We start from the raw sequence: 19286 nt of genomic DNA, 5'->3' as shown, positions 1-19286 counted from the left end.
TTGAGGTTCGTAATTTATTTGGCATCCCACCAGAGTTTCTGCGCGCAGTTGTCGTTGCCGCCGAGGAATTCATTTACAGCTTTGGCCACCTGCTCGGCATTGCCGTCGTACTCCTGCTGCGGCAGGGGCACGCGGCGGATCGTCGCGCCGGAGGGCAGTACGCCGCCGCTGCGGTTGGTCTGCGAGGGGAATACCTTCGGGTAACCCGTACGGCGGATTTCGCTCCACGCCTCCTGTCCGTTGGGGTAGAGTGCGATCCATTTCTGCACCATGATGCGTTCGAGTTCACGGCCGTCGGCGGCCCACTTGACGGTGACGCTGCTCGGACTCTCGATCGAGCCGACCTGCCCCAAGCCGGGATATTTCATCGGAGTGCTTTTGCTGTCGGACAGATATTTGTCGGCATTTGGCGCGCCCCATTGGGAGAACGACGTGCGGATACCTTCGTTGTAGAGGTTTTCGGCCGTGCCGCCCATGTTCCAGCCGAGGAGTGCACCCTCGGCCCGCAGGAAGCAGACTTCGGCGGCGCACATCCATGTCAGCGGCGAGGTGAAGCCCACTTTGGGACAGCTGGCCAGCGACTGGTAGTCCTTGGGGTTGGAGATGATGCCGTTGGGGATTCCGTGGTAGGCGCCGTCCTTTTCGGCGGGCGAGAAGTAGCTTTCCAGACGCGGATCGCCGTATCCCGACAGGTAGCTCTCCATGGTTGCGCCCATGCGGCATTCGTTATATTCGCCCCATAGGTATTCGAGCGGGTGTTTGTACGAGAAGCCGATGCCCGTGCGGGTGAGCAGCTGGGCCGAGTGGGTATTGTCGGTCATCACGCCGATGTTGTAGGCTCCGAACTGGAAATTTACGGCCTCCTCGGCCCAAGTCTGGGCATCGCCGGGAGCGGCGAAGCGTGCGCGCATGGCCAGACGCAGCTTGAGCGAGTTGGCGAAGCGGATCCACTTTTCCAGATCCGAATCGAACACCACGTCGAAGTCGGCGATGGGCTTCGCGCCCGAATCGGCTTCGTATGCGGCCTTGAGCGTTTTCAGCGCATGGTCCAGCTCCTTGATGAAGGTGCGGTAGACGGTCTCCTGCGAGTCGTAGGGCAGGCCGCTCGACATTTTGCCGAAGGCGGTGTAGGGCAGCGGACCGTAGATGTCGGTCACACGGTGCATGGCCTGCACCTTGACCACCTCTCCCAGCGCGAAGACCACCGATGCGGAATCGACCTTCTGGCGCAGGATGTTCCATGAACTCATCACGTTATTGTAGGCCTGCTTGTAGGGTTCGTCCTTCCATTTGGCCGTGGGAAAGGCGTAGCAGGTCGAGTTGCTGCCGCTGTCCCAGTCCTGCGCCTGCCCGAAATATCCGGCATAGCTGTCGCCCAGCAGGTTGTCGGCCAGCTGGTAGGCGTTGGCGCCCTCGGCGAAGACGTTACGCTGCATGGTTTGGATGAACGCCGCCCATGCGTTGTCGCGGTCCACGTCTTCGGGGGTGGGTTTGTCTTTGCTGGTGTTGATATTGTCGAAGTCGCCCGTACACGAAGTCAGGCCCGTTGCCAAGAGTGCGAGTGCCGCAACTCCGCAAGCGATCGTATTGCGTAATTTTTTCATAACCTGTCTCTCCTGATTTAGAAATTAACTTTTACGCCGAAACCCCATGAACGCAGCGACGGCGGCATGAAATAGTCGAAGCCCTGATAGTACGTCCCGGTGTTAGAGGTCAGTTCTGGATCGAACGGCGCCTCGTTGTGGAGCATCAGCACGTTGTTGGCAATGAGCGAAAGGGTGATGCGCAGGCGTTCGCGGGCCAGTGCCGGGAGCGTGTAGCTCAGCGACAGTTCGCGCAGGCGGACGTTGGTCGCGCTGTAGACGTAGTTCGAAAGTACGCCCGTGGTGCCGCTGGCGGCTACCGAATAGAACGTCTTGGCGTCCATGCGTCCGCCGTTGACGATCGCGCCGCCGTTGTCGCGGTCGCGGGCCGTCGATTTCGATACGCCGTACTGGTCCATCATCGCCTCGGTGCCCGACACGACCACGCCGCCGACGCGGGCGTCGATCAAAAATCCGAGGTTCAGCCCCTTCCATGAGAAGGAGTTGTGCCATCCCAGCGTGTATTTGGGGTCTATCGAGCCGACCTTGACATAGGAGTTAGGCTCGATTTCGATGCCGTTGGTCATTGGGTTCACATAGATGTAGCCGTTGGGGTCCTGCTTGAGGTGTGTGGCGTAGATGTCGCCCATCGTGCCGCCCTTGGTCAGCACCATGCGGTACGACTCGGCCGTCGAAACGATGAATTCCTGCGGCGCCTTGACCGTGGTGCCCGTTACGGGGTCGGTCACATATTCGTCGAGCAGTTCCTTGATCTCGTTGCGGTTGCGCGTGTAGGTCAGCGTCGTCTCCCATTTTACGGGACCGATGTTCTGGTTGAAGCCCGCTTTCAGCTCGATACCGCGGTTATTGACCTTGCCGGCGTTGGCGTAGGCATAGGAGTAACCCGACGACGAGGGAATCTCATACTTGAAGAGCTGGTTGTGGGTGTTGGTGTTGTAGTAGGTGAATTCGAGACTCAGCTTGTTGTTGAACATGCGCAGCTCCGTACCGATCTCGAACGATTTGGTAAGCTCCGGCTTGAGGTGCGAAGCGGCAGCGAAACCGTCGGTGCTGATGTTTTGGTCCTCCAGCGGAATGTAGGTGTAGGTCAGGTAGGGCGACGGGGGATTGCCCACGCCGGCGTACGAGCCGCGGATTTTCCAATAGTTGAGGATCTTGTTCTGCGGAATCAGCTCCGAGAGGATCAGCGATGCACCGACCGAAGGATAGACCGACGACATGGAGGGCGTGCCGGCCAGCGTCGAGAACCAGTCCGAGCGGACCGACGCATCGACGTAAACGAAATTCCGGAAGCCTACCTGCACCGATCCGTAGACGGCCTGCGTCTGCTGGCGGATGTGTTCACGGGTCATTTCGGTCGTCGGGTCCGACATGTTGATGTTGCTGACGTGGAAGAAGTTGGCAAGACGCAGCAGGTTGCCGCTTTGTCCCATCATGTCGTATTTTTCGTCGTAGAGGCTGGCGCCGATGTTGGCCGTCAGGCGGAAATCGTCGCTGAGCTGTTTGTCGATGTTGAGCAGTACGTCGGCGTAGAGCGCGTTATTGGTCATCTTCTGCTCGCGGTAATGGCCTTTCGACTGGCAGAACAGTCCCGGCGTCGATGCGTAGAGTTTACGCTCGTAGTCGGTGTCGGCATGGTCCATGCGGATACGGCCCGAAAGGTTGATCCAGTCGGTGATCTTCCACTTGAGCGAGCCGCTGACGATATAGCGGTTCTGCGTGGTGTTGAACATGTTGCGGTTGGTGATCCAATAGGGGTTCTGGCTCAGGGCGTCGAGTCCCGTATTGCTGTAGGGCCAATACATCGTGGCGAAGTTGCGGCCTGAATCGTAGATTTCGTAGGTCTTCAGACGCTCGAAATTCTCCGAAGGCGGGAATAGGTAAACGGGCAGCAGCGGATTGTAGTAGAGTCCCTGCGCCACGCCGTTCTGCGACTCGCTCTTGGTGAAGAAGAAGTCGGTGTCGAGTTCGAGTTTGTCCTTGACCAGCTCGCGTCCGTGGCGGATCGTGAAGTTGTAACGCGAATATTCGTTGTTGGGAATGATACCGCGCGAATTGACCGAACCGGCCGAAACGAACGACTGGCTGCGCTCCGAACTCGATGCCACGCTGACGGTGTTCTGCGTGTTGTAACCCGTCTGGAAGAAATCGTTGGGGTCGTACGACGAGGGCTTGCCGAGCTTCTCGCCCCAGCTTTTGAAATCGCCCGACTGACGGCCGTAGGTGTTCTGGAACTGATGGGTGACGAACGGATTCGAAAAGGTCGTGTTGTTGGAGTAGGAGACGTGCGTCGAGTGGTCCGCACTGCCTTTCTTGGTAGTGATGAGGATCACGCCGTTGGCGCCGCGGTTGCCGTAGAGCGCTGCGGCCGAAGCCCCCGTCAGCACCGACAGCGACTCGATGTCGTCGGGATTGATGCTCGAAATGCCGTCGCTGTCGCCGACGCCCGCACCTTCGTAATAGTTGTCCGACTGGGTCGAGCGGAGCGACATCATCGGAATGCCGTTGAGTACGTAGAGCACGTTGTTGTCGCCGAAGAGCGATTTGGCGCCGCGCATTACCACGCGGGTTGAACCGCCGGTACCCGACGACGACTGGTTGATGCGCACGCCGGCCACCTTGCCGACCAGACTGTTCACTACGCTTACGTCCTTGACGATGCTGATGTCGTCGCCCGCAATCTGCTGTACGTTGTATGTCAGTGATTTCTGATCGCGCTTGATGCCGAGCGCCGTTACCACGACCGCGCCGATCTCTGCGGTGCTTTCCTGCAGCGCAAGGTTGATGACCGTCTGCGAGCCGACGATCCGCTGCTGGCTCTGATAGCCGATATAGGAGTAGACGATTTCGGCTCCGCTGCCCGGAACTCGGACCGTATAGCCGCCGTTGACGTCGGTCACGGCGGCGAAATTGGTGCCGGTGACCAGAACCGTCACGCCGACCAGCGGCAGCCCGGCCGCGTCGGTGACTTTGCCGGAGATCGAACGCTCCTGATCGTCTGCGGCGTCACCCCCCCCCACGAACAGGACTACCCGGTTGTCCGTAATCCTATGGGCGATGTCGGTTCCCTTGAGGACGGCCGTGACGACCGAATTGATGTCGCTGCTGGCGATGTGCGCCGAAACGCTCTGCGTTACGTCGATGTCGTTGTTGTAGAAGAAGGTGTAGCGGCTTTGCGTTTCGATGCTTTTCAGCACCTGCGACAACGCCGCATCGTTGAAGTCGAGCCGTATTTCCTGCGGATTATTCTGCGCGGCGGCTTGTGTGGCGAAAGTTGTTATTGCTGTAATTGACAGGCTGATGCGAACAGCGAGTCGGGTCTGAACGCAAAATTTTCGGCAATAAGTCTTGAACTTATCAAAATTTGTCATACCTTTACTGATTGATGGATTGATAGATCCGTGCGGGTAGCGGCCCGCCGGGTTTGTGTTTGATTCATTAAGGGAGCGGGAACTTCGGCAGAGGTTCCCGTGTTTTTTTTATGACAGGCTTATTTCATAGGCAGGTTCGGGTTTTAGGTTGTTTGCAGTAGGTTCGGTTTTTATTTGAGGATGATCGTATCCTCCTCGCGTTCGTAAGTGAACGGTGTGGTTATTCGGATGACTTCGAGGATCGATTCCAGCGAATCCCCGAAACGGAACTCTCCGGTAAATTTCTTCCCGATGAACTTGTCGTTCATAATCACGATCTTGACATTGAACATCTGTTCCAGCCGGTGGCATACTTGTGTGAACGGCGTCTGGTGCAGCACCCAGACGTTGTCTTTCCAGCGTACGGGCTCTTTCGAGTCGGAGATCGTGCTGAGTTTCATTTCGCCGCTCTGAATATCATACGAGAGCTGCTGGCTGGGAACCATGCGGATACACTCTCGGCTGAGCCGGCTCTCCACTTCGACGGAACCCTCCAGCAGCGTGGTGGTGATGGTCTCCGAATCGGGGTAGGCCTCGATATTGAATTTCGTACCCAGCACCTTGATCTTCAGATCCCCGGCCCGAACGATAAAAGGATGTTTTTTGTCGTGTGCCACGTCGAAATAGGCTTCTCCCGACAGGAATATCTCGCGGGTCCGGCCGGCGAATTTTTCGGGATAGATCAGTTGTGCGCCGCGGTTGAGCGTAAGCTGCGTGCCGTCGGCAAGCGTCAGGTTCTCCACCTTTTCCCATGCGTTGTTGCGGATGAGCATTTCGGGTGCGGGACGCAGGGCGGTCGCCAGCCAGCCGGAAGTGAGGAAAACGATCATGAGCGATGCCGCGGCCAGCCAGATGCGGTAGGCTTTGGTGTAGTTGCGCTCCGGCCGAGCCTTATTGACTGCGTCGGCGTGGATGCGCGTCATCAGGCGCGCGAAGGAATTCCCTGCGCTGTAACGCTCGTCTGCACAAGGACTTTTTACCTGAATACGGGTGAATAATGAATTGTTGTCGTTCGTATGTTTCGAATCAGTCATTGGGTTCCGTCTATTGTCCGTTTACAAATAAGACAAGACGGACCTGAGAAACCACTAAGCCGATTTGCGATTTTTTCAGATTTTTTTCAGGAAAGGGGCTGCGGCGGCCTTCAGACGGCGCATGGCGATGGCTAGCTGTCCTTCGACGGTGCTTGGGGAGATGTCGAGTGCCGCGGCGATCTCTCGGTGGCTCATGCCGTCCTCCTTGGCCAGCTTGAAGATGATGCGGCAGCGTTCGGGGAGCTGTTCCACAGCGTCGGTCAGCGCGCTGTTCAGCAGTTGGAAGTCAACCGCCTCGTCCGCCGGGACCGCAGGATCGATGCAGACCTGCAGTTGTACCTGTGTAAAGCCGGACATACGGTTCCGGTAGCCGCTCAGCAGGTAGTTGGTACAACTGTTGCGCACGGCGCGGTAGATATAGGCATTGAAGTTTTCGATGCCGCCGAGCATTCCGCGGCTTTTCCACAGTTGAAAAAAGAGATCGGCAACGACGTCTTCGGCCGCCTGCTGCTGGTGCAGATACATGCGTGCGAATTGGAAAAGCCGGTCGTGATAGTGCAGGTAGAGTTGCTGGAATGCCTCTTCGTTCCCTTCGGTGACTTGCCGGAGAACGTCGTCGAACGCTATTTGTGCTCTTTTTTTTGTCATGGATCGGCCCTTAGATCGCATAAGGGTAATTACAAATTTAATTATTTTATTCCGGTTCGCAAATTTTTTACAGATGTAGGCTTCCGTCTGCAGCCGCATATCGTTTTCTCCGGTATTCCGGCCGCAGCGTTTTTTCATCGGCAGAATCCGGGCCTATAGCCGGTATTTTGCAGTTGACTGCGGATTGCCGCAGCTTTTTTTCGCCGGACGAACCGGAAGCGGTTATCATATATATAAGAATGGGACGGGGAAGGGGACGGACGCATGCCATTCAGCGATTTCAGGCGGAAATCAGGAACCTTCCGTGCCGCTTTATCCAGTCGGGGAGGGGGCCGGCGGAGATTCTTGGGGGCAACTTTTTCGGAACCGGGTTTTCTAGTCTGAAAATAATAAGCTATTTTTACTCCATTGAATTTTGCAATCCCACGATGAAAGACCGCAACGTCATTACCCCCCCCCTGCATAAGGAGGCCGAGTTCGGCGAGCTTTATAAACGCTACAAAGCCCGTTTCGAAAGTTTTGCCGTCGGATATGTGCAGGACCGGCTCATCGCCGAGGATGTCGTCACGGATGCTTTCATCTACTATTGGGAAAACCGCTCCCGGCTCGATGCGGACTGCAATGCCGCGGCCTATATCCTCACGACCATACGCCACAAATGCCTGAATTACCTGCGGGCCCTGCAGGTGCGGATGCGGGTCCACAACGAAGTGGGGGACCTTCAGCGTCGCGTGGTGAGCGAGAATATCCGCTCGCTGGAGCTTTGTGATCCTCAACACCTTTTTGCCGGCGAGATCGAGAAACTGGTGCGTGATTGCATGGCTGAAATGCCGGAACTGACGCGGCAGGTTTTTACGGCCCGGCGCATCCACGGCAAGTCCTACCGCGAAATCGCGGCCGAGTGCGGGATCACCGAGCGCCGTGTGGAGACCGAGCTTGAGAAAGCGCTCGGAAAACTGCGCGAAGTCCTGCGTGATTACCTGCCACTGGTGCTTGCCGCAGGCGTTCTGGAGCGCATTCTGCGATAAAATCAAAAAAAATGTTCTTTTTTCCGGGAAACCGGGCCGCCGGGGTGCTTTATTAATGTAAAGCCCCGGAACGGGCGTGTCGTAATATGGAAAAAGAAACCTTATATCGTTTTTATAAAGGCGAAGCCACCTCCGACGAACAGCGGCGTCTGATGGAGTGGCTCGATGCCGATCAGGAAAACCGGCGTATCTTCGACCGCGAACGCGGAATGTACAATGCATTGCTGCTGTTCGCTCCGGAGGAAAAGGCCGCGCGCGGCCGTCTGCTGAATTGGCGCCGTGTAACGAGGTATGCCGTACAGGCGGCGGCCGTCGTTATATTGGCCGTCGGCATCGGTTGGGGATATGTTTCCTATAAGGAGCGGAGCTGGGCGAATCTTATGACCCGCGTGGCTGCGCCCGAAGGACAGCGCATCAATCTCACGCTGCAGGACGGTACCAATGTGTGGCTCAATTCGGGGGCCGAGATCGAATATCCGTCGCTTTTCGCAGGAAATTCCCGGCAGGTACGGCTTTCGGGCGAGGCGCTGTTCGATGTCAGCCGTGACACCCGCCGGCCGTTCGTGGTTGAGACGTTCGCCTGTAAGGTTGAGGTGCTCGGCACGCGCTTCAACGTCAATGCTGACGAGCGGCACGATGTATTCTCTACGGCGCTCATGCGCGGCAGCGTCCGGGTGAGTTCCATTGCCGACCCGCAGCAGCAGGTCGTGCTCAAACCCCACGAAAAAGTGCAGTTGAGCGGCGGGCAACTGTCGCTCCGTACGTCGGACGATCCCAACGAATATCTCTGGGCCGAGGGCCTTATTTCGGTGAGCGGTCGCAGTTTTGCAGATATACTCCACCGGTTCGAACACTGTTACGGCGTGCGTTTCGATGTGAAGCTCGACCGTATGCCCGATATTGAAGCGATGGGTAAGATCCGTATTTCGGACGGCATCGAACACGCCCTGCGCATCCTGCAGCGCAGTTGCTCTTTCCACTACGCATACGACCAAGAAACCAGCACGATAACCATATACTGACCGAACGTATAACTTTAAAACTTTGCCTGCCTATGAGATAATCCCGCATTCTATCTTTTGCCGTTATCCCGGAAAAGGAAGCCCGAAACTGTTGGAGCAGTTCCGGGCGGAAAGGACAACGGTCTCTCGCATGATTTGCGACTAACCAAAACTATTATCCTTTAATCTACAAAGATATGAAGAAAAAAAGTATCAGGCAATCAAAGAACCTGATAATCTCCCTTTTTGCTGCGTTTTTGTGCCTTGCCGCCGGGACCGTCCGGGCGCAGGCAGGCCGTGTGACTATTGATATGCAACAGGTGAAAATGACGCAGATAATGGATGAGATCGAAAAACAAACCAAATTTCTGTTTATTTACGACAAGAATATCAGCGTTGACCGCACGGCCAGCGTGCAGGTGCGCGAACAGCCGGTTGCCGAGGCTCTCGCGCAAATGCTCGCAGGCACCGATCTGACGTATGAGATCAACAGTTCGAACATCATTCTTTCGAAGCGTTCGGCGGATGCGGCGGCATCCTCATCCCTGCGCAATGTCGCGGGTGTGGTGCTCGATGCACACGGACAACCCATTATCGGCGCGTCGGTCGTTATCAAAGGTACGACGATCGGTATCAGCACCAATGTCGACGGCAGTTTCGGACTGCAGATTCCCGCTTCGGTGAAGGACCCGGTGCTCGTGGTCAATTATTTGGGCTGCGAACCGCAGGAGATCGCTGTGGGAAGCCGCGCCGATTTCCGTATCACGATGGTCGAATCGGCCGTCGCGCTGGATAACGTGGTGGTGACGGCCCTCGGTATCAAACGTCAGGAAAAGGCGCTCTCGTACAACGTCCAGCAGGTGAAATCCGAGGACATCGTTACGGTTAAGGACGCCAACTTCATGAACGCCCTCAACGGCAAGGTCGCCGGTGTGCAGATCAACTCCTCGGCGGCGGGCGTCGGCGGCGCGGCCCGCGTGGTGATGCGCGGTGCCAAATCGCTTTACAAGGACAACAACGCCCTCTATGTGATTGACGGTATTCCGATGTCGAACGTCAGCTTCGGCTCGAATGACGACGGCCTGCAGGGCAATTACATGGGGTCGGACGGCGTGGCGGACATCAACCCCGACGACATCGAGTCGATTTCGGTACTGACCGGCCCTTCAGCCGCGGCTCTCTACGGTTCGGACGCTGCCAACGGCGTGGTGCTCATCAACACCAAGAAGGGACAGGCCGACAAAACGTCGGTGACCTTCTCCAACAGCACCACCTTCTCGTCGCCTTTCGTGATGCCCCGCTTCCAGAATACCTACGGCAATGTTTCCGGGTCCTACCAGAGCTGGGGCGACAAAACCTTGCGCCGCTTCGATCCCGAAGGATTCTTCAACACGGAGTCGAACGTCAACAACTCCCTGACCTTCTCGACGGGTACGCAGAAGCATCAGACCTATTTTTCGGCCGCGACGACCAATGCCCGCAACATCCTGCCCAACAGCGGCTACAACCGCTACAACTTCACGTTCCGCGACGTCACCAAGTTCCTCAAAGACAAGCTGACCGTCGATCTGAGTGCGAGCTACATCCTGCAGGACAACAAGAACATGATCGCAGCGGGCAAATACTTCAACCCGTTGCCGGCGCTCTATCTCTTTCCGCGCGGCGACGACTTTGACAACGTGCGTCTCTACCAGCGTTGGGACGAATCGCGCAACCTCTATACGCAGGCATGGGATTACGGTTCGGGCGACATGTCGTTCCAGAACCCCTACTGGATCATGAATAAGATGATTAACCAGACTAAAAAGCGTCGTTATATGCTCAGTGCCAACCTCAAGTACGACGTAACCGATTGGCTCGACGTGACGGGCCGCGTCAAGGTCGATAACGCCGATATGGACATTACCGAGAAGCGCTATGCCGGCACCGACACCAACTTCGCAGGCGAGAAGGGTATGTATTCGATCATCAAGCGTAACGACCGTCAGATCTATGCCGATGCCATCGCCAACATCGATCTTACCTTCGCCGGGGACTACCACCTGAGCGCCAATGTCGGTGCGTCGCTCAAGGACGTCCGCATGGATTTCATGGGCTGGGGTGGCGACCTGCGCAAGATTCCCAACTTCTTCTCGATTACCAATATATCGACCACCAACTACAAGGAGCGTGAGGACGGTTCGCACATTCAGTCGCAGAGCATCTTCGCCAACGTCGAGCTGGCGTGGAAGAGTATGCTTTACCTGACCGTCACCGGCCGCAACGACTGGGAATCGGCTCTCGCCTTCTCGAAATACAAGTCGTTCTTCTATCCTTCGGTCGGACTTTCGGCCGTCGTTTCCGAGATGGTCGATATGCCGGAATGGTTCTCCTTCCTCAAGGTGCGCGGTTCCTATTCGGCCGTAGGCTCTTCCTATGCGGCCTACCTGACCAAACCCTACTATGATTACAAGGGACAGACGCACGAATGGGACTCGCTTCACCGCTTCCCCAACGAGAACCTCAAGCCGGAGAAGACCAAATCGTGGGAAGTAGGTCTCAATGCCCGTTTCTTCGGCGGCAAGCTCAACTTCGACGCTACATGGTATCGTTCGGATACCTTCAACCAGACCTTCGAATCGACCCCTTCGTCCACGTCGGGTTATTCGTCGGTACTCGTGCAGGCCGGTCAGGTCCGCAATTCGGGTCTCGAAATGCTGCTGAACTACCATAATACGTGGCGTGACTTCACATGGAACACGAGCGTGACCTACACGATGAACCGCAACAAGATCATCAGGCTCGCCAACGGCGTCATCAGCCCCGTCGACGGACAGCCTATCGATATGCCCTATCTGGAGAAGGCGACCCTCGGCGACGCCGGTTCGCCGCAGGTCATCCTCTACGAAGGCGGCACGATGGGCGACCTTTACATCAACCGCGAACTGCGCACCGACCTCAACGGAAACATTTATGTCGATCCGCAGACCAACAAGGTAGAACTGACCACCACCGAGCGCCGCAAGGTCGCCAGCCTGCTGCCCAAGGGCAATATCGGCTGGAGCAACAGCTTCGCATGGAAGGGGCTGAACCTGAATGTGATGTTCGCGGCCCGTCTGGGCGGTTCTGTCGTTTCGAATACCGAGGCGTTCCTCGATTACTACGGCGTTTCGGAACGTTCGGCGGCAGCCCGTGAGGCCGGCGGCGTGCGGATAAACAACGGCATGGTCGACGCTCAGAATTACTATCAGACCATCGGTGCCGGCACGGGTGCCGGCGCATACTACATTTACGATGCGACCAACGTACGTATGCAGGAGCTGTCGCTGGCCTATACGCTGCCCAAGCGCTGGTTCCGTCAGAAGATGGCAATGACCATTTCTCTCGTGGGCCGTAATCTGTGGATGATTTACAACAAGGCTCCGTTCGACCCCGAACTGACGCCCTCGACGGCCGACAACTTCCTGCAGGGCGTGGACTACTTCATGCTGCCCAGCTTGCGGAACATCGGATTTACTGTGAAGTTACAATTCTAAAATCCTGACCAAGATGAAAGCAAACACTATAATTCGTCGGTTCGGCCGTTTTGCGGCTTGTGTGGCCATGCTCGCCGCCGCGGCCTGCACCGGTAATTTCGAAGATTACAATACCAAACCTTTCCGCCCGTCGGACGACGACCTGAATGGCGACAACGTCGGCGTGGGCATTCTTTTTCCCGCGATGATGGAGTTCGTCACCCATTTTCAGGTCAATGCTTCGCAGATGCACGATGTGCTTGTGGCCGACGAACTGGGCGGTTACGCCTCTGCCGTGAAGTCCTACCAAGGACAGAACATCGCTACCTACAATCCGTCGGACAAATTCAACGACTATATTTTCGAGCAGACATTCGCCAATTTCTACGGCAATTACTTCAAGGTCGAGACCCAGACCGGCGGCGAGGGTCCCGTTTACCAGCTGGCCCGTATCCTGCGCGTGGCGGCCATGCTGCGCGTGACCGACGCCTACGGTCCGATTCCCTATTCGAAGATGCAGAACGGCACCTTCTCGGTGCCTTACGACAGCCAGCGCGATGTCTACATGGCGATGATCGACGATCTGGATGCGGCGATGGAGACGCTCTACACGTTCGCGTCGGCCGGAGACGGCATTCTGATGCGCGATTTCGATATCAGCTCTTTCAAGGGCGATTCGCGGCTGTGGGTGAGCTTCGCCAATACACTCAAACTGCGGATGGCCATTCGCATGAGCGGTGTGGAGCCGGAAGCGCGCCGCATCGCCGAAGAGGCTGTGCGCGATATGGCTACATACGGTCTGATAGACGCCAATGCCGAGAACCTGAGCTTCTCGTCCGATTCCCGTCAGAATCCGTTCTACACGCAGGCGACCAGTACTTCGTGGCAGGACCTGCGGTCGAACGCCAGCATCGTGATGTACATGAACGCCTACGAGGATCCGCGCCGGGCTTCCTATTTTTCGAAGTCGGGCTACGACGGGATCTACGTCGGTGTGCGTGCGGGCATTCAGAATGTGACGCCGACCGACTATGCGACCTACTCTTATCCGCTCTTCGCCGAAAAGGACCCCGTGCCGGTGATGTACGCTTCGGAAAGCTGGTTCCTGCGCGCCGAGGGCGCTCTGCTGGGCTGGACGATGGGCGACACGGCCGAAAACCTCTATAACACGGGTGTCAAAACCTCGCTCGAACTTTGGGGAAACGGCTCTTCGTACGAGACTTATATCGCTTCCGAAACGGCTCCCGCGCTCTCCTATGCGGATCCGCGCAACAAGCATAACGTTTCGGATTTCGGTACGGCCGTATCGGTCAAATGGGCTGACGACGGCAACGAACTGGTGCGCATCATCACCCAGAAATGGATCGCCAACCATATGATCGGCCACGAAGCATGGGCTGACGTGCGCCGGACGGGCTATCCCCGCCTGTTGCAGGTGGTCAACAACCTGAGCGGCGGCATGTGGGGCAATGTAGACAGCAGCAAGGGGATGCGCCGCCTGCACTATCCCCAGTCGGAGTACGACAACAACCGCGAGAACGTACTCAAGGGCGTCGAATTGCTCGGCGGCAGTGACCTGCACGGCACCGATGTGTGGTGGGCGAAGAAATAAGACCTTAAAATGAAAATACCAAGTGTGATATGAAAAAGAAGATAATTTCCCTGATGATAGCGGTCCTCGCGGCCGGGGCCTTTGTCTCGTGCAGCGACTGGACCGAACCCGAAGCGCGGGACTTCACGCAGCACAAGCCCGCATCCTATTACGAGAACCTGCGTGCATGGAAAGCCGACAAGAGCCATCCAATCGCCTTCGGCTGGTTCGGCGGCTGGGACCCCACGGGGGCCACGACGGCGACCAGCCTGATGGGGATTCCCGACAGCGTTTCGCTGGTGGCCAACTGGGCGACTTTTTCCCTTACGCCCGAACAGATGGAAGAGGTTGTTCAGGTCAAGAAGCTGAAAGGTACCGACGTGGTCGTGACCATCCTGCTGACCAACGTCGGCGCCAAGGCGACGCCCGAAGAGGTGACCGCCGGTGTCGAGGATACATGGGAGCAGGTGCGCCTGATGCGCGAGTATTGGGGCTGGACGGACGATGCAGATGCCGCCCAGATCGAGGCGGCCATCCGCAAATACGCCAACGGGTTGGTCGACGAGGTGCTCAAATACGGTTATACGGGTCTCGACCTCGACTATGAACCCGGTTTGGGGTCTTACCACAACGGCAATATCGTGATGAATCAGTCCCAGCAGGGCGATATCTATGCCGGCACCTCCCCCTCGCAGCGTACGACGTGGTTCGTCGATGAATGCTCCAAACGTCTCGGTCCGAAATCGGGAAGCGGCAAACTGCTGATCGTTGACGGACTGGTGTCGTCGATGCCTAAGGAGACAATCGAATGCTTTGATTACTATATTCTGCAGACATACGCTTTGACAGCCCAGTCTTCGCTGGATTCCTACCGTTTGGCCGGGCTGGTCAACGCCTTCGGTGACATAATCGACGAGGAGACCATCACCAACCGCACTCTTGTTACCGAGAATTTCGAACCCGAAGCGATGTGGAAATACGGTGGAACGAGCTGTCGCCTTCCGGACGGGACCTACACCAATTCGCTGCAGGCCATGGCGCTCTGGCAGCCGGCCAACGGATTTCGCAAGGGCGGCATCGGCGCTTACCAGATGCAGAACGACTTCAAGAATGACTGTTACAAATATTTCCGCGCCGCCATCAACGCCATGGACAAGTTGGAAAAGGGCGGAACGGAAGCTGACGACCAGCAATAATAAAACCGAATGAGATTATGAAAAATATGCTGAATATCCGCATCTGCCGGGCCTTATTCGCAGGTGCGCTGCTGACCGGGCTCGTTACCGGCTGCGACAATGCCGATCTCGGTGCGCTCGACAATGCCGCCTATATCAAAGAGGCTCAGAAAGCGTCGAGTACGACCGTCAAGGTCGAGGATGACGGCGGTAAGACTTCGCTTACCGTTCGTCTGGGCGGTAAGGGCGATACAGAGACCGCTTTCCGCTTCGAGATGAATCCCGACGTGCTGGAGCGTTATAATGCACTTAACGGAACTTCGTACGTACAGTTGCCGGAAACCTGTTTTGAACTGCCTGCCGATCCTGTCATAGTTCCGGCCGGCGAAGTGGCTGCCGCACCTGCGCAAATCGACATCCTGCCCTTCTCCGAAGAGATGGATGATTCGGGTTCTGTCTACGCTCTGCCCGTGACGCTGCGCTGTGTAAGCGGCGGTATGAAGATGTTGGGCGATGCGTCCGATTTCCTGATCGTCTGCGAGCGAAAGAAGATCATTCCCGTTCCGATCTTCAATAGCGAATACCGGACCGGAGGCTCCAGCAAACTGAACCGTGTGATGCTGAACATGAAGGATGCGCCCATCACCTTCAATGCCTATACCATCGAGTTCAAGATGTACAAAGAGGAGTTCACGGCCCGTAACTACATGATCGTCGGTTTCGACAACGGCGAGGGAAATATCAACAACCGTATGTGGGTCCGCTTCGAGGCTTCGTCCACCACTTCGGATGTGGTGAACCGTTGGATGCAGATGAACACCATGGCCCAGCCCGGCCAAACTGCCGTGACGCCCTGCGAGGCGAAGAAGTGGCAGCATGTGGCCATCGTCTTCGACGGCGCTGCGACGAGCCTTTACCTCGATGGTGAGCAGGTCGTACAGAAATCGGCTCCGCGCAATACCGTTACGTTCAAGTATTTTGCCCTGCTGCCGCAGCCCAGCTACTGCAATACGACCATCTCGTTCAGCGAAGTGCGCCTGTGGAACGTGGCCCGCACCTCCACTCAGCTCAAGAACAACGTGAATAACGTCGATCCCAAGAGCGAAGGCCTGCTGGGCTACTGGAAGATGAACGAAGGCCATGGGTACACGTTTGAGGACGCCACTGGCAACGGCAATACCGCCGAATGCGAATATTCGCGTGCCGGCGACTTGTGGGACCCGCAGTCTTACGGCCCTGCGACCGGATTGGAATGGGCGCCCGACATGGACAATATGTAACTCTTGTTCCGTTCGCTCTTTTTTGCTAATTTAGAACCGAGTTAATGGAGCGCAGGGGCCCTGCAATACGCCCCTGCGCTTTTTCAGCGATAAAAACTACTGGAATATGGAAAAAAGACTCTTTCTGCTCGGCGGACTGGCCGCCGTCGCTGCGACGGGATGCGCCCGGCAGTCCGAAGCGCCGGCCCGTCCAATGAACATCCTCTATATCATGACCGACGACCATACGGCGCAAATGATGAGCTGTTACGATACGCGTTACGCTTCGACGCCCAATCTCGACCGCATCGCCGCCGAGGGCGTGCGTTTCACCAACAGTTTCGTCGCCAATTCCTTGAGCGGTCCCAGTCGCGCCTGTATGCTTACGGGCAAGCATTCCCACAAAAACGGTTTTTACGACAACACGACCTGCGTCTTTGACAATACGCAGCAGACTTTCCCCAAGCTGTTGCAACAGGCCGGATACGAAACGGCCGTCGTCGGCAAATGGCATCTCGAAAGTCTGCCCACCGGGTTCGACCATTGGGAGATCGTTCCCGGACAGGGCGATTACTACAATCCCGATTTTATCCGCCAGACAGGTGATACGGTGCGTTCCGAAGGGTACATTACCAACCTTATTACCGACAAGAGTCTCGATTGGCTGCGTTCGGGGCGTGATCCGGAGAAACCTTTCTGCCTGCTGGTGCATCATAAGGCCCAGCACCGCAATTGGATGGCCGACACCTGCAATCTGGCGCTTTACGAAGAGCTGGACTTTCCGCTTCCCGATACTTTTTTCGATGATTACGAGGGGCGTCCGGCCGCCGCAGCGCAGGAGATGAGCATTATGAAGGACATGGACCTGATCTATGACCTCAAAATGTGGCGGCCCGATAAGCGGAGTCGCCTGAAAGGCACCTACGAAGCGTTTGTCGGGCGGATGAATCCCGAACAGCGGGCGGCGTGGGACCGATTCTATACGTCGTTGATCGAGGATTTCTACCGCCGCAATCCGCAGGGCCGAGAACTGGCTCAATGGAAATTCACGCGTTATATGCGTGACTATATGAAAGTACTGAAATCGCTCGATGACAATGTCGGTCGCCTGCTGGATTATCTCGACGAGTCGGGGCTGGCCGAAAACACGCTGGTGGTCTACACTTCCGATCAAGGTTTCTACATGGGTGAGCACGGCTGGTTTGACAAGCGTTTCATGTACGAGGAGTCGTTCCGCACGCCGTTGGTGATGCGTCTGCCGGGCGGTGTCCGCGGCGACATCGCCGAAATGGTGCAGAATATCGACTATGCGCCGACATTCCTCGAACTGGCCGGAGTCGCCGTGCCCGACGACATACAGGGTGTTTCGCTGCTGCCGTTGCTGCGGGGCGAACATCCTGCTGGCTGGCGGCGCTCGTTGTACTACCATTTCTACGAATATCCGGCCGAACACATGGTCAGGCGCCATTACGGCGTGCGTAACGACCGCTGGAAGCTGATCCATTTCTACAATGACATCGACCAATGGGAGCTTTACGACCTGCAGGAAGATCCGCACGAACTGCGGAACCTTTACGGCCTGCCGGAATATGCTGCGCCCCGGCGGGAAATGACGGATGAGCTGGTGCGCCTGCAGACTCAGTACGGCGATACGCTGGCTCTGCGCAGGAACGGACGTGTAACGGCCGCAAACGGCAATTGATCGTGACCGGGCGCATGACACTTGTTCGCATTTATGCTGCGTTGGCTGTGGGAATGTGGCTCATGGCCTGCACCGGGCCTGCGCCGGATGAACGGCCCGTGCTGATTCCCGCTCCGCAGAAAACGATATGGGGCGACGGGACCTACCGGCTCCCTGAACGGTTGCAGTTGGGCATCGCCGATACGGTTCTCATCGCCGCGGCCGGCTACGTGAACGAGGTGCTGGCGCCTTATGGCACTGTCGCCGTAGATCGGTGCGACCGGGGAGATATCGTGTTGGAACTCGATTCGGCCGCCTTGCCGCCTGAAGGGTACCGCCTGTCGGTGACGCACGCCGGCGTACGGATCGGGGGCGGTTCCTACCGGGGCGTCGTCAATGGCATCGCCACGCTGCGGCAGCTGTTGCCAGCGAAAGCCGGAAGCGGAGCGAAGATTCCTTATGCGGAGATCGCCGATCGGCCGGCGTTCGGATGGCGCGGCGTGATGCTCGACGTGAGCCGGCACTTTTTCGACAAAGAGGAGATTTTTACGCTGCTGGACCAGATGGCCCGGCTCAAGCTCAACAAATTTCATTGGCATCTGACCGACGATCAGGGCTGGCGGATTGAGATTCCGTGTTATCCCGAACTCACGCAAGAGGGGGCATGGCGGCTTTTCAACCGGCAGGACACGTTGTGTATGGGCCGCGCGGCGCGGGAACAAAACGACGATTTCCTGCTTCCCGTCCGGCGGCTGCGGACCGATGGCGCCGACACGCTTTACGGGGGATATTATACACGGAAGGATATCCGCGAGGTGGTGGCCTATGCCGCGGTTCGGGGTATCGACGTGATTCCCGAAATCGACATGCCCGGCCATTGCTTGCAGGCCATCGACAGCTATCCGTGGCTGGCCTGTTTCGGACGCGGTTCGTGGGGGCAATCCTTCTCCTCGCCGCTGTGCGTGGGCAAGGACCGGACGCTGGCGTTCTGCGAAAGTGTCTGGGAAGAGCTTTTCGAACTTTTCCCCTATGAATATGTTCACATGGGCGGCGACGAGGTCGATAAGAGCAACTGGAAACGTTGTCCCGACTGTCAGACCCGTATGCGTGCCGAAGGGCTGCCCGACGAAGCGGCTCTGCAGGCGTGGTTCATGCATCGTATGCAGCGCTTTTGCGAAGCCCGCGGACGCCGCATGATCGGCTGGGACGAGATACTGGAAGGCGGAGCCGTTCCCGGTGCTACGGTCATGTGGTGGCGGCCGTGGGAACCGCAGTCCGTGAGTGCGGCCACCCGGCAGGGCTGTGAGGTCGTCCTCTGTCCGCAGTCGTGGTTCTATTTCTCGCTGGAAGAGGACGCAAAC

The 19286-nt window shown here is 57.1% G+C and carries 12 protein-coding genes; 8 read left to right on the top strand and 4 right to left on the bottom strand.

Annotation, left to right across the window (positions count from 1 at the left end):
- Window positions 1–14 precede the first annotated feature (14 nt).
- From HMPREF9720_RS05625 to HMPREF9720_RS05610, 4 genes are all read right to left on the bottom strand, one after another.
- On the bottom strand, window positions 15–1604 hold the full coding sequence (locus HMPREF9720_RS05625) for a RagB/SusD family nutrient uptake outer membrane protein (protein WP_009597279.1): 1590 nt from the start codon (window positions 1602–1604) through the stop codon (window positions 15–17).
- Window positions 1605–1621: 17 nt separating this feature from the next.
- A complete protein-coding gene (locus HMPREF9720_RS05620) occupies window positions 1622–4975 on the bottom strand; it encodes a SusC/RagA family TonB-linked outer membrane protein (RefSeq protein WP_009597282.1) in 3354 nt (1117 codons plus the stop codon).
- Window positions 4976–5145: 170 nt separating this feature from the next.
- Entirely contained in the window at window positions 5146–6048 is a 903-nt protein-coding gene (locus HMPREF9720_RS05615; RefSeq protein ID WP_009597280.1) for a FecR family protein, read from the bottom strand.
- A gap of 75 nt (window positions 6049–6123) precedes the next feature.
- Window positions 6124–6696: an RNA polymerase sigma-70 factor gene (locus HMPREF9720_RS05610; protein WP_227042738.1), complete on the bottom strand. Its 573-nt coding sequence runs from the start codon at window positions 6694–6696 to the stop codon at window positions 6124–6126.
- A 428-nt stretch (window positions 6697–7124) separates the two neighbouring features.
- Here HMPREF9720_RS05610 and HMPREF9720_RS05605 point away from each other — a divergent pair, with 428 nt between their 5' ends.
- From HMPREF9720_RS05605 to HMPREF9720_RS05570, 8 genes are all read left to right on the top strand, one after another.
- Entirely contained in the window at window positions 7125–7724 is a 600-nt protein-coding gene (locus tag HMPREF9720_RS05605; protein WP_009597299.1) for an RNA polymerase sigma-70 factor, read from the top strand.
- Between the two features lie 86 nt (window positions 7725–7810).
- On the top strand, window positions 7811–8746 hold the full coding sequence (locus HMPREF9720_RS05600) for a FecR family protein (RefSeq protein ID WP_009597287.1): 936 nt from the start codon (window positions 7811–7813) through the stop codon (window positions 8744–8746).
- Window positions 8747–8922: 176 nt separating this feature from the next.
- Window positions 8923–12240 (top strand): SusC/RagA family TonB-linked outer membrane protein, encoded by a 3318-nt coding sequence (locus HMPREF9720_RS05595; RefSeq protein WP_009597257.1) that lies wholly within the window; start codon window positions 8923–8925, stop codon window positions 12238–12240.
- 13 nt (window positions 12241–12253) lie between these two features.
- Window positions 12254–13831, top strand: coding sequence for a SusD/RagB family nutrient-binding outer membrane lipoprotein (locus tag HMPREF9720_RS05590; RefSeq protein ID WP_009597266.1), 1578 nt, complete (start codon window positions 12254–12256; stop codon window positions 13829–13831).
- A 29-nt stretch (window positions 13832–13860) separates the two neighbouring features.
- Complete coding sequence (locus HMPREF9720_RS05585) at window positions 13861–15006, top strand: glycoside hydrolase family 18 (RefSeq protein WP_009597295.1); 1146 nt, start codon at window positions 13861–13863, stop codon at window positions 15004–15006.
- Between the two features lie 17 nt (window positions 15007–15023).
- Window positions 15024–16265, top strand: a complete 1242-nt coding sequence (locus tag HMPREF9720_RS05580) for a BT_3987 domain-containing protein (protein ID WP_009597291.1) — start codon at window positions 15024–15026, stop codon at window positions 16263–16265.
- Between the two features lie 106 nt (window positions 16266–16371).
- Complete coding sequence (locus HMPREF9720_RS05575; RefSeq protein WP_009597274.1) at window positions 16372–17946, top strand: sulfatase family protein; 1575 nt, start codon at window positions 16372–16374, stop codon at window positions 17944–17946.
- Window positions 17947–17960: 14 nt separating this feature from the next.
- On the top strand, window positions 17961–19286 hold a 1326-nt coding region (locus tag HMPREF9720_RS05570; RefSeq protein ID WP_039939995.1), incomplete at its 3' end, for a beta-N-acetylhexosaminidase.

Origin of the sequence: Alistipes sp. HGB5 (assembly GCF_000183485.2) — a bacterium.
GTDB lineage: Bacteria > Bacteroidota > Bacteroidia > Bacteroidales > Rikenellaceae > Alistipes > Alistipes finegoldii.
Note: the sequence above shows the minus strand (reverse complement) of the source record. Positions and strands in the feature narration are given on the sequence as shown.

Coding starts and splice junctions, on each gene's coding strand:
- HMPREF9720_RS05595 (WP_009597257.1), top strand. CDS start 8,923: ATGAAGAAAAAAAGTATCAGGCAATCAAAGAACCTGATAATCTCCCTT.
- HMPREF9720_RS05575 (WP_009597274.1), top strand. CDS start 16,372: ATGGAAAAAAGACTCTTTCTGCTCGGCGGACTGGCCGCCGTCGCTGCG.
- HMPREF9720_RS05590 (WP_009597266.1), top strand. CDS start 12,254: ATGAAAGCAAACACTATAATTCGTCGGTTCGGCCGTTTTGCGGCTTGT.
- HMPREF9720_RS05615 (WP_009597280.1), bottom strand. CDS start 6,048: ATGACTGATTCGAAACATACGAACGACAACAATTCATTATTCACCCGT.
- HMPREF9720_RS05625 (WP_009597279.1), bottom strand. CDS start 1,604: ATGAAAAAATTACGCAATACGATCGCTTGCGGAGTTGCGGCACTCGCA.
- HMPREF9720_RS05600 (WP_009597287.1), top strand. CDS start 7,811: ATGGAAAAAGAAACCTTATATCGTTTTTATAAAGGCGAAGCCACCTCC.
- HMPREF9720_RS05605 (WP_009597299.1), top strand. CDS start 7,125: ATGAAAGACCGCAACGTCATTACCCCCCCCCTGCATAAGGAGGCCGAG.
- HMPREF9720_RS05620 (WP_009597282.1), bottom strand. CDS start 4,975: ATGACAAATTTTGATAAGTTCAAGACTTATTGCCGAAAATTTTGCGTT.
- HMPREF9720_RS05580 (WP_009597291.1), top strand. CDS start 15,024: ATGAAAAATATGCTGAATATCCGCATCTGCCGGGCCTTATTCGCAGGT.
- HMPREF9720_RS05585 (WP_009597295.1), top strand. CDS start 13,861: ATGAAAAAGAAGATAATTTCCCTGATGATAGCGGTCCTCGCGGCCGGG.
- HMPREF9720_RS05610 (WP_227042738.1), bottom strand. CDS start 6,696: ATGACAAAAAAAAGAGCACAAATAGCGTTCGACGACGTTCTCCGGCAA.